The following is a 17,716-nucleotide window of genomic DNA, read 5'->3' as shown; positions in this document are numbered from 1 at the left end:
CCGCTCCCGGCTCGGAGAACGCCGCCCCCGGGGCTGAAATGGAGGGGTGGCCCCCATGGCAGCAGCACAGACGGCTCCGATACCGTCCGCGGCGCAGGTCAGCGTCATCGTGATCGGCTACAACGACGCCGGGCACATCGCGGACGCGGTGCTGTCCGCCCTCCGACAAGGGGCCGGTGTCGCCGAGGTCGTGGCGGTCGACGACGGCTCCACCGACGACACCGCCCGGGTCCTGGCCGGCCTGGCACGCCGCTACCGGCGCGTCCGCGTGGTGCGCCGCCGCGGCAACAGCGGCGGCTGCGGCACCCCGCGCAACGACGGTCTGCGGCGTGCCACCGCCCGGTACGTGATGTTCCTGGACAGCGACGACGTGCTGCTGCCGGGCGCGGTGGACGCCCTGCTCGCGGCCGCCGCCCGGCACCACGCCCCCGTGGTGGCGGGCGCCTGTGTCCGCCGTGAGCTGCCCGGACGCCGCGAAGTCCGCTGGCAGCAGTCGCTGTTCCGTACGGAGGCGGTGCACGGCTCCCCCGCCGAACTGCCCCGGCTGGTCCGCGACACCCTGTGCGTGAACAAGCTCTACGCCCGCGCCTTTCTGCAAGGGCACGGCATCACGTTCCCCGAGGGGGCGTTCCGCTACGAGGACTTCGTCTTCACCGCCCGGGTGCTGGCCGCCGCCCCGCGGATCGCGATCGTCCCCGACGCCGTCTACGGCTGGCAGGTACGCCGTTCGGCGGAACGGCCGTCGATCTCCCTGGACCGCAACGGCCCGGACAACTGGCGCAGCCGGCTGGCGGCGCACCGCCGGTCCGTGGAGATCTTCGAGGAGGCCGGGCAGAAGCGGCTGGCGCACGCCGCCCGGGTGAAGTTCCTCGACTACGACCTGCGGATGTACCTGCGCGAGCTGGGCGGGCACAGCTCCGCGCACCGGGAGGCCTGGTGGCAGCTCACCCGCGCGTACCTCGCCGGCTTCGACGCCGCCGAGCTGACGGCCGCCCGCGCCCCCGCCCGCTGGATCGCCCGGGTCCTGCTGGCGGCGGATCACCCGAGGGACCTGCGACGGCTGATCGAACTGGCCGACCGGCCGGCCCGGCTGCTGCCGCCCTACGCACGGGCCGGCGGCCGGCCCGTCTGGGCCGTGGACCTGCCCGGGGTGCTGCTGGACGGGATCGACACCAAACCGCTGCGCCGGCTGCCGGTGACCGTCGAGGCGGAGCCGGTCGTGGGCGCCCGGACCCGGCTGCTGCGGATCCGGGTGCACGAGATCTACGGGCGGCTCGCGGCTGCGGGACCGCGGACGGTCGACATCGAGCTGCGGCACCGCGAGGACGGCGCGACCGGGCTGGCCCGCGACGCCGTCCTCACCCCGGAGGCGGGCCGGGGTGAGGACGGCGTCCCGGGGGAGGGCGTCTCCTCCTGGTCGGCCGAGGTCCTGCTGGATCTCGACGCGCTGGCCGTCCGGACCCGCGGCTCCCCGCCGGACGTCTGGGACCTGCGGGTCCGGCTGCACTGCGCCGACGGGTCCTCGCTGTCCACCGGCGTCCGGGCCGCCGGGCCGGGGCTGCGGCGGACGGCCGTGCCGAGCCGAGGCCACGGGGTGCTGCTGGTCCAGCCGTACGCCACCACGGGCGGTTCGCTGGCCCTCCGGATCGCGCCGGGGCCCCGGGCGGCGGTCGCAGTGGTCACCCGGAGGCTGCGACGGGCGACCCGTCGGCGGTGAGGTGTGCGGGGACGGGCGCGCCCGCGGCCGGCCGGGGGCGCGGGGCGCGGGCACCCGGCGGTTTCGATCGCACCCGGAGGTGAGCCGCGCGGCGCGCGCCGGCCGTGACGGTGACGGGCGCGGTGACGGTGACGGTGACGGCAGAGGCGTACGGTCAGCCTCCCCCGGCCTGCCAGGCGCTCAGCGCCCAGCACTCAGCGCTCCAGAAAGGCGAACAGCTCCTCCCAGCGCCGCACGACCTCCTCGGTCGAGAACCGCCGCACCCGTTCCCGCGCCAGCTCGCCCATCCGGTCCCGCAGCTCCCGGTCGGACATCAGGGTGTCCAGGCGGCGGGCGAGTTCGCCGGTGTTGCCCGGGGCGGCGAGGAGCCCGTCCTCGCCGTCCCGGATGATCTCGCGGACACCCGGCGCGCAGTCGAACGCCGCACACGGCACCGCCGCCGCCATCGCCTCCATCAGCGCGAGCGGCAACCCCTCGCCGCGCGAGGACTGGACGAAGACCGAACCAGCGCGCAGCGCCCCCGGCACGTCGCCGGTCCGCCCCCGCCACTCCACCGACCCGTCCAGGCCCAGCGCGGTGCACTGCGCGCGCAGCATCTCCTCGTCCTCCCCGGCGCCGTAGATGTGCAGGGTCCAGTCGGGGTGCCGCGGCGCGACCTCGGCCCAGGTGTCGAGGAGCATGTCGATGCCCTTCTGGTCGGTCAGCCGGCCCATGCTCGTCACCACCTTCGCGGTGCGGGGCGAGGGCTCGTCGGGCATGAACGGCAGCGGGTTCGGCATGAATCCGGTGTTGTCGAGCCCCTGCCGGATCCACAGGTCGGCGTCCTCCTGGGTGAGGACCAGCATCCGGTCGACGTCCCGGTAGAACCGCTGCACCCGGCGGAAGCGCGAGCTGTCGCGCGAGTATGCGTACGACTCGTGGCTCATCCCGATGACCGTCGCCCCGGCGGTGTCGGCGAGCGTCACCCACTCCATGGCCCAGACCTGGGTGACGATGACGACCGCGCCGGGCCCGGCGGCCCGGAACAGCGCGCTCAGCTTCTCCGCCTGCTCCCGCATCCCGGCCTCGCGGGCGCCGCGGCGCCGGCGTTCGACGGGGTTGAACCGGCTGCCGAACGTGACCGGCCGGACCTTGGGCGGCGGGGCGTCGTAGAGGGTCAGCACGGGGTACGCCGGCTCGCCGCCGAGGCTCTGCCGCTCCTCGGCGGGACCGATGCCGACCACCTGCACCCGGTGCCCGCGCGCGGCGAACAGCCGGGCCATCTGGTGCGACCAGCTGGTGACCCCGCCCAGCTCGTCCACGCTGTTGGAGACGAAGAAGATGTCCCGCCCGGTGGCGTCGGGGCCGGGGCGGGGGCCGGCCCCGCCCGCCACGGCAGGCTTTCCGGCGGACTCGGGGACACCGGAGGCATCGGGGACACCGGGCATCCCGGAGACCTCGGAAGTGCCCGGGAGTACCGGGGCCTCGGCGGGCATCCGCTGCTCGTTCATGTGCCGCTCCGCGGGGTGAAGAACCGGTTCACGATGGTGCGGGCGGCGTCGCCGCGGTCGTACTCGCCGTACTCCGCGACGAACCGGCGCCGGGCCTCCGCGTATTCGGTGTCGGCGGACTTCAGCGCGGCGACCGCCGCGAAGAGGGCCTCCTCGGTCCGCACCACCGGGCCCGGGGCCTGTTCCAGCAGGTCGAAATAGGTGCCGCGGCTCTCCCCGGCGTACTCGTCCCAGTCGTGGACGTAGAACAGCATCGGCCGGTCGAGGAGCGCGTAGTCGAAGAGCACCGAGGAGTAGTCCGTGATCAGCCCGTCCGCGAGCATCAGCAGCGGCGTGATGTCGTGGTGGCCCGTCACGTCGAGGACGGTGCCGCGCACCGACGGCGGCAGCACGACATGGTTCAGATAGTGCGAGCGGATCAGCAGGGTGCAGCGGTCACCGAAGCGCCGGGCGAACTCCTCGACGTCGAAGGGCAGCTCGAAGGCGCGGACCCGCCCGCCCGGACCGCTGCGGAAGGTCGGCGCGAACAGCAGCACCTGACGGCCCTCGGGGATGCCCAGTTCGGCGGCGAGCGGACCGCGCTCCCGCACCCCGGTGGTCTCCTCCCGGGCGCGGGCCGCGACGAGCGGGTCGTTGCGCGGATAGCCGGTGCGCAGCAGCACCTCGTCCTTGAGCCGGTAGGCGCGGGCGAGGGTGCGCACATCGTGCTCGGAGCGGATCAGGAAGTGGTCGAAGCGGTCCAGCACCCGCTGGTACCCCTCCTGGCCGGAGCGGTTGAGCAGCTTGTAGCGGGGCTCGTCGAAGCCCATCCGCTTGAGCGCCGACCCGTGCCAGGTCTGGATGTACGTGGTCTCCGGCCGCTTGGTGAGCTTCAGCGGGAATCCCTGGTTGTCGATCCAGAACTCCGCCTGGGCCAGGGCCCGCAGATAGGGCCAGCTCCACCGGCGCACCAGGGTGGCGTCGGTGGGGAAACCTTCCGGCTGCCGCCCCGTCCAGGACCAGACGGGCTCGAAGTCCACGCCCTGCCGGCGCATTTCCTCGTAGATGGCCCGGGGACTGTCGCTGTACTGCTTGCCGAGGTGGCTCTCGAAGACCACCAGCCCCTTGCGCACCGGCAGGACGCGCAGCGCCCGGTGGTACGTACGGATCTTGGTCTCCCCGGAGTGGAGCCCGCGCTTGGCCTTGCGGGCCCGGCGCACGGTGGACTTGACGAGCCCTCCGGCGGGCCCGGTGACAGCGGCGTCCACGGCCTCGCGGGCCCGGATCGCCGCCCGCCCCTGTGCGGCCAGCCGGAACGCCAGGTGTCCGCGCCGGGAGATCTCGGGCTCCAGCCGGTCGGCGACGAGCCGGGTGAGCCGGGGGCGCACCCGCAGCGGGCGCGCCTGGTCGAGCGCGAGACCGCCCACGCTGAGCCGGGTGCGCAGCCGCTCGCCGTCGACGTCCAGGAGGAGCCGGACGTCCCACACCGCGTCGATCACGCCCAGCGGACGCAGCCGCCGCGCGAGGTCCACCTCGGCGGTCCAGTCCAGGGAGTCGCCGTGCCGGCGCAGCGTTCGGAGCGGGAAGTGGAAGGTCTGCAGGCTGCGCCGGCGGGCCCGGAACTCCAGCCGCCCCCGCACCCGGGATCCGGGCCCGATGCGGCCGAGCGGATTGACCACGCTGCCGGCGAGCCGCACGGTGCCGCGCCCGTCGTCGGCGTATCCGGTGAGCCGGTTGCGCAGGAACATCCGCCCGAGCGGAATGCCGTGGTAGTCGGCGTCGGTGACATCGAGGACCCTGCGGCCCTCCGGGTCGTCGAGGTGCTCGGCGCACCAGTAGACCCGCCCGTCCCGCTCGGTGAGCGGCGAGGAGATCTTGTCGCGGTTCATCAGGGTGTCCGCGGCGGGCAGCAGGTTGTCCCAGTCCTCCCGGACGAGGAGGTAGGCGCAGATGGCCTGGATCGGCTGGACCTCGTCGTACGCCGCCGGGTCGAGAGCGGCCAGGTAGGAGCCGGCCAGCTCGGCGAACCGGTGGCGGTACTCCTCGTCCAGCAGCGGCAGGTCGCGCAGATGCAGGACCAGGTCGTGCTTGAGGAACTTCACGTCCTTGTGGAACTTCAGCTCCGGCAGCCGCCGCTGCTCCAGCAGGGTGTCGATCCGGCGGTGGATCTCCATCCGGTGCGCGAAGTTGGCGATCTCGTGCCGGCGGTTGCTGATGGACTTCGCGCCGGTCCTCTCGACGACGTTCCAGAAGTAGACCCGGTTGGGGATCAGCGCGATGCGCTCCGCGGCGAGATAGGCCTGGGCGGAGAAGAGCAGGTCCTCGTAGTGGATCCCCACCGGGAACAACAGGTTCCGCTCCAGCAGGAAGTCCCGGCGGTAGCACTTGTTGGTCGACAGGGTGTCGAAGATCAGCAGGTCGGGAAGTTCGGAGACGGACTCCAGGGTGCGGGTCTCCTGGTAGATCCAGGGGTACCAGTCCTCGCGCTTGCCGTGCCGGTTGTCGACGTGCACCCGGACACAGCGGCCCGAGACGAGATCGGCTCCGGTGCTCTCGGCCGCCGCGAGCAGGTTGCGGCAGGCGTTCCGCTCCAGTTCGTCGTCGCTGTCCAGGAACATCACGTACCGGCCGCGGGCCTCGCCGATGCCGTGGTTGCGCGGGGCGCCGCAGCCGCCGCTGTTGGCGGGCAGCCGGAACGCCCGCACCTGCCCCGGACGCTCGGCGGCGAGCTCCTGGGCGACGGCGTACGAGTCGTCCTCGCTGCAGTCGTCGACGATCACGACCTCGACGGCGCGGAGCGTCTGGGCCAGGACCGAACGAACGGCGGTGGGGAGCCGGGCGGCGTCGTTGTAGACGATCACGACCACCGAGACGTCGGGGGCCGGGCGCTCCGGACCGACGGGGCTCTCGGGGCTCTCGGGGCTCTCCACCGGGCTTTCGCGGCTCTCCCGGCTCTTGCGGCCTTCGCGCTTCTCCCGGCCTTCGCGGCCCTTGCGGCTCTTGCCGCTGTCGGCCGCGGGCTCCACCGCGTGCACGGGACCCCGGTGCAGCTCCGAATTCTCCGGCCCTGCCGAATTCATAGGCCCTCCAGGCAACCCGAAGCGTTCCGCCGACATCATAGAAATTACCGGGAATGGCCGTTGTCGGCCCCACAAAAGGTGGCAAATGCCATGGGCCCGGTCGGGTGAAGGTGTGACACCGGAGGCACGGTGGCACCGGAGAGGCACGGTTCATGGTCGGTCGCGACACCCGCTTCCACGAGCGGCGGACGCTCCCCGGCACCCGGTCGGCCGGTCCCCGGAGCGCCGAGGCGAGGGCTGAGGGCCGGGGCACGGGGACGCGGAACGTCCGGCCGCTGCCGCCCAGGCCGCCCGGATCCCCGCCACGACCGGCGGCACGACCGGCACCACGACCGACAGCGCAGTCGGCCCGGCGACCGGCGGCACAAGAGGCACCGGGACCGGCGACAGCGAGCTGATCCGGCCACACGTCCAGCGAGCCCTTCCCGCCCCGCGGCTTCCTTCCACCGCTGCGCGTCGTGCCGTTCGCCCCTCCGCTCTGCGCCGCCTCCCCCGCGTGCCACAGCTCTCCCGCCGCTCCGGCCTCTCTCCTGCTCCGGCTCACCTCCTTGCTCCGGCTTCCTCCTGCTCAGCCTCCTGGGCTGTTCCGCACCTCGAAAGCGAACACCGATGCCTGCGATACCCCGCCGTCTGCTCCGCAGCGCGCTCACCCTGGCGCTCGTCGGAACCGTGGCCTCCTGCTCCACCCCTCTCGCCCGTGGCACGGCGGACGTCCGGGAGCCGGCCGCCGGCCGCGCCCGTGCGGCGGGCACGGCCGCCGACCAGCGGATCAGGACAGCGGAATCGGTCCTCCAGGTCGTCGCCCACCCGGACGACGACCTGTACTTCATGAACCCGGACCTGAGCCAGTCGCTGCGCTCCGGGAACGCCCTGGCCACCGTCTATCTGACGGCCGGCGAGTCCAACGGGGTCAACGCCTCCGCGGAGGAGGCACGCCGGAAACAGCCGCCCGCGGACCGGGCGAAGTTCGCCAAGGCCCGGCAGAACGGCATCCGGGCCGCCTACGCCCGCATGGCCACCGGGGACCCGGCGAGCCCCTGGCGGCGCGAGGTCGTGCCGACCGACGGCGGTGGGGAGGCCGAGCTCGACACCCTCCGGGCGCACCCGAAGATCCGTCTCGTCTGGCTGCAGCTGCACGAGGCGGAGAGCATAGGACGCGACCGGCCGCACAGCCTGCGCGGTCTCTGGGACGGCCGGGTACCGGCCCTCAACTCCCTCCTCGCCTCCGGCAGCGTCGTCTCCGAGGACTTCGCCTACTCCAGGGAACAGCTGGTCAGCACCCTCACCGGGCTGCTGGAACGCTTCCGGCCGACGTATGTGCGGATGCAGGACCCGACCCCCGACAGCAAGCGGAGCGGCATCGGCTGGACCGACCACCAGGACCACATGTACGGCGCCCGGTTCCTGCAGCGGGCGCTCGCCCGGTACAGCGGGGAACCGGACCGGCCCCCGGTCGGCACCCAGGTGTACCTCGGCTACCTCAACGGCTCGCTGCCCCACACCCTGGACCGCACGGCCCTGCGGGCCAAGCTCGACGCCATCCGGACGTACGGCTGGACCGACGGCCGCGACTGCCGCGACGCCGCGGGCTGCGGCGACCTGAAGGTCGGCGCCCGCCCCCTGGGCTTCAACTGGGCCCAGAGCATCCGCTACCACCGCGGTGAGAGCACCAGTTGGCTCCAGCCGCAGCGGAACGGCGCGCTGCGGGCGTTCGGCACCCTCGACGGGCGGCTCGCCGTGTGGAGCCAGCGGGGCCGCGGCTCGGCCCAGTGGTCCGGCCCGGACCTGCTGCCCGGTGCGGGCATCGACGACGGTGTGACGACCCTGCGGCTGCGCGACGGCCGGATCGCGGTCTTCGCCACCCGTACGCTGCTCGGCACCGGACCGGCGGACTACCGGCGCGAACTGGTGACCACCGCGCAGACTGTGCCGGGCGGCCGGTTCGGCCCCTGGGAGTCGCTCGGCGCCCCCGACCCCGACCCCGTCGCCAGCTGGCAGCTCGGCGCGCCCGGCGTCACCCTGGACGGCTCCGGCCGCGCGACCATCTACCTGCGCAACGGTGCCCACGGCCTCAGCTCCCGCACCCGGAACGCCGACGGCTCCTGGCAGCCCTGGACGGACCTGGGCGGCACCGGACTGCTCGGCAACCTGGCGGTCGCCACGGACCGGAAGGGCCGCATGCACGTACTGGCCGCCACCCCCGCCTCCGTCCTGGCCTGGTCACAGCCCCGGCGCGGCGCGGTCATGGGTGCCCCGGAGCCGACCGGACTGCCCGCCACCACCGGTCCGCTGACCGCCCATCCGGAGGCCACCGGGGTCCGGCTCTACTTCCGCCGCCCCGGCTCCGCCGACCTGCTCACCGCCCACTCGCCGTCGGCCCCGTCCTCGGCGTCCTCTTCGGACTCGCCCCGCGCAGGCCGTGCCGTCGGGATCTCCCGCAAGACCTGGCGGACGGAACCCGCCGACCTGGGCGGCATCGCCGGCTTCGGCCCCGTCGAGGTGACGCCCCAGGGGTCCGGCGTCCTGCTCACGGCCCGGGACGACCGGGGCACGGTCAGCGCCGCCCGGTACGCACCGGCCGGCAGCGCGAAGGGCCGAGCCGGTACGGGCGGTTCCACGGCGGGCGGCTCGGCGGCGGAACGTTCCGCCGCGGGACGTCCGGGGGGCGGGGGTGCGACCGCGGGCCGCTCGGCCGCGCGACGTGCCGCGGCAGGCCGGCCCCGGGCTCTGGACTGGGAGCCCGGACGCTTCCTCTTCAGCGGCGCCCCGGCCGGCGCCCGGTCCGGCACGGGCGGCCCGGCGGTGGCCGCGATCGGCCTCGACGGCCGGCTCTACTGGACCCGCACCGGCCGCACCCCCGACCTCACCCCCTGGCGCCCCGCCACCGGCCGGCACTGACCCACCCGGCCCGGGAGCCACGACACACGGGAGGGGCGCCCGGACCAGGTCCGGGCGCCCCTCCGCCGTTCCATCCCGCGACGTCCTCCCCCGCACCGCGTCCTCCGCTGCGCGCGACCGCAGGGAGACCGGGACCAGTGCGGGGAGTCCGCCTCCTACTGGTGCGTGCGGAGCAGCGTCCGCATCGTGCGCATCGCCACCGAGAGGTTGGCCAGGTCGAAGTCGTCCGAGTTCTGGATCTCCTCCAGGGTCGTCCGGGCACGGCCCAGCAGCGCGGCGTTCTTCTGCTCCCATGCGCCGAACCGCTGCTCCGGGGTGGAGCTGCCGTTGCCCGCAGCGAGCACATCCGCGGTCAGTGCGGCGTGCGCCGCGTACAGGTCCTCGCGGATGGCGGCCCGCGCCATCGACTGCCAGCGGTCGGCGCGCGGCAGCTCGATGATCCGGTCCATCAGCTGGCTGACCCGCAGCCGGTCCGCCAGGTCGTAGTAGACCTCGGCGACGTCCAGCGGCGCCTTGCCGGTGCGGTCCGCGATCGCGACGATGTCGAGCGTCGGGAAGGCGGAGGAGAAACCGGCGACGCGCTGCGCCAGCTCGCCCGGCACCCCGGACTCGGTCAGCTCGTCGAAGATCGCCTGGTACCACTCCAGGTCGGACCCCTTGAGCAGCTTGGGCAGCTCGGCCCAGACGCTCTGCACCCGCTCACTGAAGAACTCGACGTTCTCGGCGAGCAGCAGCGGCTGCGGACGGTTGTTGAGCAGCCAGCGCGTGCCCCGCTCGACCAGCCGCCGCGCGTGCAGCCGGATACGGGTCTGCACATCCGCCGGAACCCGGTTGTCGAGCCCCTCGACCTCGTCCCAGACCTGGCCCAGCTCGAAGATCGCGCGAGCCGCGGTCTGGGCGCGCACCACCTCTTCGGTCGAGGCGCCGGTCTCCTCCCGCATCCGGTGCAGGAAGGTCGTACCGGAGCTGTTGACCGTGTCATTCACCAGGACCGTGGTCACGATCTCCCGGCGCAGCGCGTGGTTGTCGATGTGTTCGAGGAACCGTTCGTTCAGCGCCTTCGGGAAGTAGGCGTGCAACAGCTGCGTCAGGTACGGGTCGTCCGGCAGATCAGTGGTGATCAGCTCCTCGGCGACCGTGATCTTGAGGTAGGCGAGCAGGACCGCGAGCTCCGGCTGCGTCAGCCCGCGCCCGGAGCTCAGCCGCTCCCGGATCTGCCGGTCGCTGGGCAGGGCCTCCAGGTCACGGTCGAGGCGGCCGTCCCGCTCCAGCCGGCGCATGAAGCGCTGGTGGGCGTGGAGCAGACTGGGCGCCTGCGACACGGCGTTGGCCAGGGCGACGTTCTGCGCGTAGTTGTTGCGCAGCACCAGCGCACCGACCTCGTCGGTCATCTCCGCCAGCAGCTTGTTGCGCTGCTTGACGGTCATGTCGCCGTCCTCGACGACCTTGTTCAGCAGGATCTTGATGTTCACCTCGTGGTCGGAGGTGTCCACACCGGCGCTGTTGTCGATCGCGTCGGTGTTGATCTTGCCGCCCCTGCCGTCGGGGCCACCGGACAGGGAGAACTCGATCCGGCCGCGCTGGGTCAGGCCCAGGTTGCCGCCCTCGCCGACGACCTTGACCCGCAGGTCCTGGCCGTCCACCCGGATGGCGTCGTTGGCCTTGTCGCCGGCGTCCGCGTGGGACTCCGTCGACGCCTTGACGTACGTCCCGATGCCGCCGTTCCACAGCAGGTCGACCGGGGCGTGGAGGATCGCCTTCATCAGGTCCGCCGGGGTCATCTTGGTGACCCGCGCCTCGATCCCGAGCGCCGCCCGGATCTGCGCGTTGATCGGGATGGCCTTCGCGGAACGCGGGTGGATGCCGCCGCCCTGCGAGAGCAGTTCGGTGTTGTAGTCCGCCCAGGAGCTGCGCGGCAGCTCGAACAGCCGGCGCCGCTCGGCATAGGAGACGGCCGCGTCCGGGTTCGGGTCGATGAAGATGTGCCGGTGGTCGAAGGCGGCGACCAGCCGGATGTGCTCGGAGAGGAGCATGCCGTTGCCGAACACGTCACCCGACATGTCGCCGACGCCGACGACCGTGAAGTCCTCGGTCTGGCTGTCGTGGCCCAGCTCCCGGAAGTGCCGCTTGACCGACTCCCAGGCACCGCGGGCGGTGATGCCCATGCCCTTGTGGTCGTAGCCCGCCGAACCGCCGGAGGCGAACGCGTCGCCGAGCCAGAAGCCATAGGCGATGGCGACCTCGTTGGCGATGTCGGAGAACGTCGCGGTGCCCTTGTCGGCGGCGACGACCAGGTAGGTGTCGTCCTCGTCGTGCCGCACGACGTCCCGGGGGTGCACGACCTCGCCGCCGACCAGGTTGTCGGTGATGTCGAGCAGACCGGAGATGAACGTCTTGTAGCAGGCGATGCCCTCGGCCATCCAGGCGTCGCGGTCCACCGACGGATCCGGCAGGCGCTTGCCGACGAAGCCGCCCTTGGCACCGACCGGCACGATCACGGTGTTCTTGACCATCTGCGCCTTGACCAGGCCGAGGATCTCCGTGCGGAAGTCCTCCCGCCGGTCGGACCAGCGCAGACCACCGCGGGCGACCTTGCCGAAGCGGAGGTGGACGCCCTCGACGCGGGGCGAGTAGACCCAGATCTCGTACGCCGGGCGGGGCGCGGGCAGGTCCGGAATCGCCTGCGGATCGAGCTTCAGCGAGAGGTAGCTGTGCGGCTTGCCCGTCTTGTCGCCCAGCTGGAAGTAGTTGGTGCGCAGGGTCGCCTTGATGACGGTGAGGAAGGAGCGCAGGATGCGGTCCTCGTCCAGGCTCGCCACCTGGTCCAGTGCCGCGTCCAGCTCCTCCAGCAGCGCGTCGGTGAGCTCCAGGCCCGCCCGCTGCCGCTCCGGCGACATCCGCGCCTCGAAGAGGTTCACCAGCAGCCGCGTGGTGTGGACGTTGGTACGGAGGGTGTCCTCCATGTAGTCCTGGCTGAAGGTGGAACCGGCCTGCCGCAGGTACTTCGCGTAGGCCCGCAGCACCATGGCCTGCCGCCAGGTGAGCCCGGCCCTCAGCACCAGCTGGTTGAAGTTGTCGTTCTCGGCCTCACCGTTCCAGACGGCTGCGAACGCGTCCTGGAAGCGCTCACGGGCGTCGTCGGCGAGGTAGTCGCCGCCGTTCTGGGTCGGCGCGGGAAGCTGCAGCCCGAAGTCGTAGATCCAGGCGGAGCTGCGGTCGGCGCAGCGCAGCTCGTACGGCCGCTCGTCCACGACCTCGACGCCGAGCCCGTTGAGCACCGGCAGCACGGCGGAGAGCGAGACCTGCTCACCGCTCCGGTAGATCTTGAAGCGCCGCTCCCCGGGGCCCGCGCCGACGGGCTCGTACAGGCTGAGCTCGAAGTCGCGCTCGCCGCCGGCCGGGGTGAGCTGTTCCAGGTGCTGGAGGTCGGAGACCGCGCCGCGCGGCGTGTGGTCCGCCTTGAAGCCCTCCTCGAAGGCATTGGCGTAGCGCCGCATCAGCTCGGCGGCGCGCTCCTCGCCCACCTCGGCGTTGAGCGCCTCGGCGAAGCCGTCCTCCCAGGAGCGGGCGGCCTCGGCGAGCCGGATCTCGATGCGCTCGATGTCGGCCTCGGTCAGGTCCGGCAGCACGGTGCCCGGCTCGACCCGGACGACGAAGTGCAGCCGGGAGAGGACCGACTCGGTGTTCCAGGCCGTGAAGTCGACGCTGGAGCCGCCCAGCTCGTCCTTGAGGATGTTGGTCAGCTTGTGCCGGACGGTGGTGTTGAAGCGGTCCCGCGGCAGGTAGACCAGCGCGGAGTAGTAGCGCCCGTACTCCTCCTGGCGCAGGAACAGCCGGAGCCGCCGGCGTTCCTGGAGGTAGAGGACGTTGATGACGATCTCGCGGAGCTTGTCGACCGGGGTCTGGAACAGCTCGTCGCGCGGGTAGGTCTCGAGGATCTGGAGCAGGTCGCGCCCGTCGTGGCTGTCCGGGGAGAAGCCGGCCGTCGCCAGCACCTCGGAGACCTTGCGGCGCACCACCGGGACCCGCCGGACGGACTCGGTGTACGCGGCCGAGGAGAACAGCCCGAGGAAGCGGCGCTCCCCGACGACATTGCCCTGCTCGTCGAACTTCTTGACGCCGACGTAGTCGAGGTACGAGGGGCGGTGCACCGTGGCGCGGCTGTTGGCCTTGGTCAGCACCAGCAGCTTGTGCTCACGCGCCTTGGCCCGGGCGTCGGCCGGCAGCCGGTTGAAGGACGGGGAGACCGGGTGGCCCTCGCTGCCCTTGTGGGACGGGTCCGAACGCAGGATGCCGAGCCCGGTGCCCGGGATGGCGGTGAGCACGTCCTCCTGGGAGCCGTCCGTCGCCTCGCTCGTCAGCTGGTACTCGCGGTAGCCGAGGAAGGTGAAGTGATCGTCGGAGAGCCAGCGCAGCAGCTCACGGGCCTCTTCGACATCCTGCTCCGGCAGGTCGTCGGCGCGCGGCTCGTCCGGCAGCCCCTCCGCGATCCGCAGGGCGGCCTCACGCATCTTCTCCCAGTCCTCGACGGCCTCGCGGACGTCGGAGAGGACCCGGAGCAGATCGGCGGTCATCTGCTTGAGATCGGCGCGGTCGGTCTCGCGGTCGGTCTCGACGTGGATCCACGACTCGGTGGACGCGTCGTGCGGCCGCTCGCGGGTGGCGCGGTCGGAGTGGACGTCGCCACTGCTGTCGAGAACCTCGATCAGCTTCCCGGTGACGTCGCGGCGGACGACCATCTGCGGGTGGATCACCACATGGATGCCGCGGCCCTGGCGGGACAGCTCATTGGTGACCGAGTCGACGAGGAAGGGCATGTCGTCGGTCACGACCTCGACGACGGAGTGGGTGCAGGTCCAGCCGTTCTCCTCGACGGTCGGGGTGTGCACCCGGACGTTCGCGGTGCCCTGGGGGCGGTTCTCCGCGAGCCGGTAGTGGGAGAGCGCGGCACCCAGCAGGTCCACCGGGTCGCGGCCTGCGAGGTCCTCGGGAGCCGTGTGGAGGTAGTAGCGCTGGAGGTACGCCGTGAGGGCCTCCGGGGTGAGGCCCTGAACCGGTTGTTGACTCCCGGCCGGGCTGTTCTCAGCTACCCGGGCAGCCCTTTCGAGCAGCTCGGCCTTGGCTTCGTCCAGCTTGGTCTGCATGTCCTCTGGCTCCTGTCGCGCGCCGTTGCGTGACGTTGGTTGCGGAAACCGGCATCACGTCGCGACGCGGGATGTCCGCTCGGTGTCGACGGTATGCCTTGATGAAAGGTGAACGGGCCGGAAGGGGCGATTCTCGTCGTGTGGCCCCGGCCCGAGGGATCAGCGACCGCCCGGGCACGGTGGCACACCGGGCTCATGACAGAGGCTTCGCTGCCCCTGCGAAGGCCCCTCCACCCCGTTGCGGGGGGAGGAGGGCATATCGCGCTGATCACGGGACAAGGCTATCGCCCTTCCCCAGGGAGCCGTCATGGGCCGTTTGTGTACAAAACCTGGACTGGAAGTTTGACGTTCCGGACAGCGACGTGGGCCCTCTTGGCAAACCCACCGTCGCCGTGCAGGTTGGGCCTCGGGGGGAACGAAACGGACAGCCCGGAGGTGGGAGCCATGGCGGCCAAGATCCTGATCGTGACCGGTGACGCGGCGGAGTCCCTGGAGGTGCTCTACCCGTACCAGCGGCTTCGCGAGGAGGGCTACGAGGTTCACATCGCGGCTCCCAGCCGCAAGAGGCTGCGCTTCGTGGTGCACGACTTCGAGGAGGGCTTCGACACCTACACCGAGAAGCCCGGCTACACCTGGCCCGCCGACCTGGCCTTCTCCGAGGTGGAGCCGAGCCAGTACGTGGCGCTGGTGATCCCCGGCGGACGGGCACCGGAGTACCTGCGCAACGACCCGGAGCTGCGGAAGGTCCTCAAGGCGTTCTTCGACTCCGACAGGCCCGTGGCCCAGATCTGCCACGGGCCGCTGCTCACGGCGGCCGTCGACGGGCTCAGCGGACGGCGCGTGACCTCCTATCCGGCCCTGGAGCTGGACATGCAGATGGCGGGTGCCTCCTTCCAGGACGCGGAGGCGGTGGTCGACGGGACGCTGGTCTCCGCCCGGGCCTGGCCGGACCACCCGGCGTGGATGCGCGAGTTCCTGGCCGTGCTCCGGACGAAGGCCCCCCTGTCCTCCTGAGGCTCTCCGCCCCGCCCGCACGAACGGCCCGGACACCGGCGGACGGGCTGCCGCCCGGGCCCGCGCGGGCCTGCGCGCCTCGGCTCCGGCGGGTCTCCGCACCGCCGGTGCCCCACTCACGCCCCTGCTCAGCCGTACAGATCCTCTGCCGCCTCGACGGCCTCCGACAGGCTGTCGACCACCGGAACACCGGCCGTCTCCAGACTGGCCCGGCTGTGCGAGCCTCCCGTGTACAGCACCGCCCTGGCCCCCACGTGCGCCGCCGCGATCGCGTCGTCGACCGCATCTCCGATCACCACGATCCGCTGCCGGACAGCACCGTCCAGGGCGGCGAGGTGCCGCTCCATGTGCTGCGCCTTGCCGGTGTGCGACGGTCCGATCCGGCCGTCCACCCGGAGGAAGAGCTGCTCGATGCCGTGGGTGCGCACGATCGGTATCAGTTCCTCGTGCGGCGCCAGTGAACACAGCGACTGCGTGAGCCCGGCGGCCTGCCGGTCGGCCAGCAGCTGCTCGGCGCCCTCGGTGAGGGCCGCGCTCTCCGCCCGGGACCAGTAGTGCCGGTGGAAGGCCTCGTCCATGACCTCCCACTCCTCCGTGGTGGGCACCCGCCCCATCAGCCGCTCGTAGAACCGCGGCACCGGAACGCAGTAGAGGTCCCGGTAGCGGGCGAGGGTGATCGGCGGCAGACCGATCTCGGCGAACGAGGCGTTCGTCGCCGCGATGACCGCGTCGATGTCGTGGAACAGCGTCCCGTTCCAGTCCCAGACGATGTGCGTCCCGTGTTTCCCCATGCTCAGAACGGTACCCAGTCGGTACGACACCGCAGTCCGGCAGCGGCCGGTCCGGGCCCGGCACCGGCTCCGGTCCGGTGGAGCCAGTGGCTGTCCGGCCGGTCAGCCGAGAAGCGTGGGGATCTCCTGGACCGCGTACCAGAGCAGCTCGTGGTCCTCGGCTCCGTCCACGGTGAACTGCGCGTCGTCGTCCCCCAGGTCCGCCGCGCCCAGCGCCGCGGCAGCGGCGGTCACGTCCCGCTCCGCGTCGGAGGAGTCGAGGTGCACCGCGGCGGCCTTGGCCAGGGCGACCGGCCGGGCGATGCGGACGGCGCCGAGCGCCGACGGGTCCAGGCCGCGGTCCGGGTCGGCGACGGCGGCACCGTCCGGGACGTCCACGGCCACCACGACCCGGCGGCGCGGAGCCTGCGGATCCGTGGCGAGCTGCCGGAGCGAGGCCTGGGCGGCCCGGCTGAGCGCCGCGTACTCCAGCTCCTCGATGTCGTCGGAGACGTACCACTCGCGCAGTGCCGGTGTCACCGCGAAGGCATCCAGCGGGCCGGGCCCCAGCTCGCCCGCCTTCTGCGCCGCAGCGAGACCGGGGAGGGTCATGGGGACGTAGACGCGCATGGCTGTCGCTTTCGTGAGGGCGCTGGAGCGGTGAGCGAGGGGAACGCCCCGCCAGCATACGGGCGATGGTCCCCCTTCGGGGTGCACGGGGCGCCCCCGGCCCGGCCGCGACGCGCCCCGAACGCGGCATTCCGCCCCCTGTCACGCCCCGCGGCGGACCGGCTTTTCTCCGGCGCCCACGGCCGCCGACGTGCGGCGGCGTGTGGCACCGCGGCCCCCGACGAGCCCCTCGTCACCCGGATAGGTGAATCCGATCGGCGCGGCCCGGCCGGCGCCTCCGTCCTTGCAGGGCGTCCAGCGGGCCGGTTAGAAGTTCTCGCATCGAAGCTACCGCCCGGTATGCGCACCGGGCCGATGCCGCGGGGGCACGCATGGATCACCACAGGAACAGGACCTCGGCTCGCAGGACCGACCGCCGGACCGCCGACGGCACGCCCGCCGGGGAGCGGAACGCCGGAAGCAGGACCGCCGGAGGCCAGGGCCCCGGGCGTCGCCGCACCGCCGGGAGCGTTCCTCCGGGGCGCCGGGACTCACGCCGGCCCGGCGCCGCGGGCGCGGCACCCTGGGCGGCCCTGCGGCGGCGGGAGCGGGAACGGCAGCCCCGGTACTGGTTCGCCGACCGGCTGCTGCTGACCCTGAGCGGGCAGAAGCCCGTCCACTGGATGCTGGGGCACACCCTGGGCGGCGCGTACGACCAGTTGGTGCTGCTGGCCCCGCTGGCCCCGCTGCGGCCGTCCGGTCCCGCGTCGCCCGGGTCGCCCGGTCCGGGGTCGCCCGGTCCGGCGCCGTACGTCGGCCGGTGCGACGAATACCGTCCGGAGCCGGGTGTCATCGAGGCGTTCGCGCGGATCGTGTACGGGGACCGCGTCCGGGCGCTGGCCTTCCGGCTGGAACAGGGCCCCGACGACCGCTGGCGCTGCTCCGCCGTGGAACTCGGCCTGCCCGCGCCGACGACATGACCGAACCGGCGGACGTGGACCGGACCGGCGACGTG

The 17,716-nt window shown here is 72.7% G+C and carries 9 protein-coding genes; 4 read left to right on the top strand and 5 right to left on the bottom strand.

The genetic code is table 11. The features are described from left to right. Positions 1–55: 55 nt before the first annotated feature. Complete coding sequence (locus ACFYYR_RS30570) at positions 56–1,717, top strand: glycosyltransferase family 2 protein (protein WP_388860807.1); 1,662 nt, start codon at positions 56–58, stop codon at positions 1,715–1,717. A gap of 194 nt (positions 1,718–1,911) precedes the next feature. On the opposite strand, the gene ACFYYR_RS30565 is transcribed toward ACFYYR_RS30570, so the two are convergent. Both ACFYYR_RS30565 and ACFYYR_RS30560 read right to left on the bottom strand, forming a co-directional pair. Next, positions 1,912–3,207: a glycosyltransferase gene (locus ACFYYR_RS30565; protein WP_388860804.1), complete on the bottom strand. Its 1,296-nt coding sequence runs from the start codon at positions 3,205–3,207 to the stop codon at positions 1,912–1,914. Then, complete coding sequence (locus ACFYYR_RS30560; protein ID WP_388860801.1) at positions 3,204–6,266, bottom strand: CDP-glycerol glycerophosphotransferase family protein; 3,063 nt, start codon at positions 6,264–6,266, stop codon at positions 3,204–3,206. Before ACFYYR_RS30560 ends, ACFYYR_RS30565 begins: the two co-directional genes overlap by 4 nt. Positions 6,267–6,875: 609 nt before the next feature. Here ACFYYR_RS30560 and ACFYYR_RS30555 point away from each other — a divergent pair. Continuing rightward, positions 6,876–9,164, top strand: a complete 2,289-nt coding sequence (locus ACFYYR_RS30555) for a PIG-L family deacetylase (RefSeq protein ID WP_388860798.1) — start codon at positions 6,876–6,878, stop codon at positions 9,162–9,164. A 155-nt stretch (positions 9,165–9,319) separates the two neighbouring features. On the opposite strand, the gene ACFYYR_RS30550 is transcribed toward ACFYYR_RS30555, so the two are convergent. Then, the gene (locus ACFYYR_RS30550) at positions 9,320–14,308 is read right to left on the bottom strand and encodes an NAD-glutamate dehydrogenase (protein WP_388860795.1); all 4,989 of its coding nucleotides are present in this window, start codon (positions 14,306–14,308) and stop codon (positions 9,320–9,322) included. Positions 14,309–14,752: 444 nt separating this feature from the next. On the opposite strand from ACFYYR_RS30550, the gene ACFYYR_RS30545 reads away from it, so the two are divergent. Then, the gene (locus tag ACFYYR_RS30545; protein ID WP_388860792.1) at positions 14,753–15,322 is read left to right on the top strand and encodes a DJ-1/PfpI family protein; all 570 of its coding nucleotides are present in this window, start codon (positions 14,753–14,755) and stop codon (positions 15,320–15,322) included. A 128-nt stretch (positions 15,323–15,450) separates the two neighbouring features. On the opposite strand, the gene ACFYYR_RS30540 is transcribed toward ACFYYR_RS30545, so the two are convergent. Both ACFYYR_RS30540 and ACFYYR_RS30535 read right to left on the bottom strand, forming a co-directional pair. Continuing rightward, positions 15,451–16,113 (bottom strand): HAD family hydrolase, encoded by a 663-nt coding sequence (locus ACFYYR_RS30540; RefSeq protein WP_388860789.1) that lies wholly within the window; start codon positions 16,111–16,113, stop codon positions 15,451–15,453. A gap of 102 nt (positions 16,114–16,215) precedes the next feature. After that, positions 16,216–16,722 carry a DUF6912 family protein gene (locus ACFYYR_RS30535; RefSeq protein ID WP_388860786.1) on the bottom strand — a complete coding sequence of 169 codons (507 nt, stop codon included), beginning with the start codon at positions 16,720–16,722 and terminating at the stop codon, positions 16,216–16,218. 371 nt (positions 16,723–17,093) lie between these two features. Between ACFYYR_RS30535 and ACFYYR_RS30530 the strand changes: the two genes are divergently transcribed. Then, on the top strand, positions 17,094–17,681 hold the full coding sequence (locus ACFYYR_RS30530; protein ID WP_388860783.1) for an Rv3235 family protein: 588 nt from the start codon (positions 17,094–17,096) through the stop codon (positions 17,679–17,681). Positions 17,682–17,716 lie beyond the last annotated feature (35 nt).

It is taken from the genome of Streptomyces sp. NPDC001922, assembly GCF_042891165.1.
GTDB lineage: Bacteria > Actinomycetota > Actinomycetes > Streptomycetales > Streptomycetaceae > Streptomyces.
The sequence above is the reverse complement of the archived record's forward strand: the minus strand, read 5'-3'. Positions and strand labels throughout refer to the sequence as shown.

Excerpts from the sequence above, each read along its gene's own strand:
- ACFYYR_RS30530 (WP_388860783.1), top strand. The coding sequence starts at position 17,094 with ATGGATCACCACAGGAACAGGACCTCGGCTCGCAGGACCGACCGCCGG.
- ACFYYR_RS30540 (WP_388860789.1), bottom strand. The coding sequence starts at position 16,113 with ATGGGGAAACACGGGACGCACATCGTCTGGGACTGGAACGGGACGCTG.
- ACFYYR_RS30555 (WP_388860798.1), top strand. The coding sequence starts at position 6,876 with ATGCCTGCGATACCCCGCCGTCTGCTCCGCAGCGCGCTCACCCTGGCG.
- ACFYYR_RS30560 (WP_388860801.1), bottom strand. The coding sequence starts at position 6,266 with ATGAATTCGGCAGGGCCGGAGAATTCGGAGCTGCACCGGGGTCCCGTG.
- ACFYYR_RS30535 (WP_388860786.1), bottom strand. The coding sequence starts at position 16,722 with ATGCGCGTCTACGTCCCCATGACCCTCCCCGGTCTCGCTGCGGCGCAG.
- ACFYYR_RS30570 (WP_388860807.1), top strand. The coding sequence starts at position 56 with ATGGCAGCAGCACAGACGGCTCCGATACCGTCCGCGGCGCAGGTCAGC.
- ACFYYR_RS30545 (WP_388860792.1), top strand. The coding sequence starts at position 14,753 with ATGGCGGCCAAGATCCTGATCGTGACCGGTGACGCGGCGGAGTCCCTG.
- ACFYYR_RS30550 (WP_388860795.1), bottom strand. The coding sequence starts at position 14,308 with ATGCAGACCAAGCTGGACGAAGCCAAGGCCGAGCTGCTCGAAAGGGCT.
- ACFYYR_RS30565 (WP_388860804.1), bottom strand. The coding sequence starts at position 3,207 with ATGAACGAGCAGCGGATGCCCGCCGAGGCCCCGGTACTCCCGGGCACT.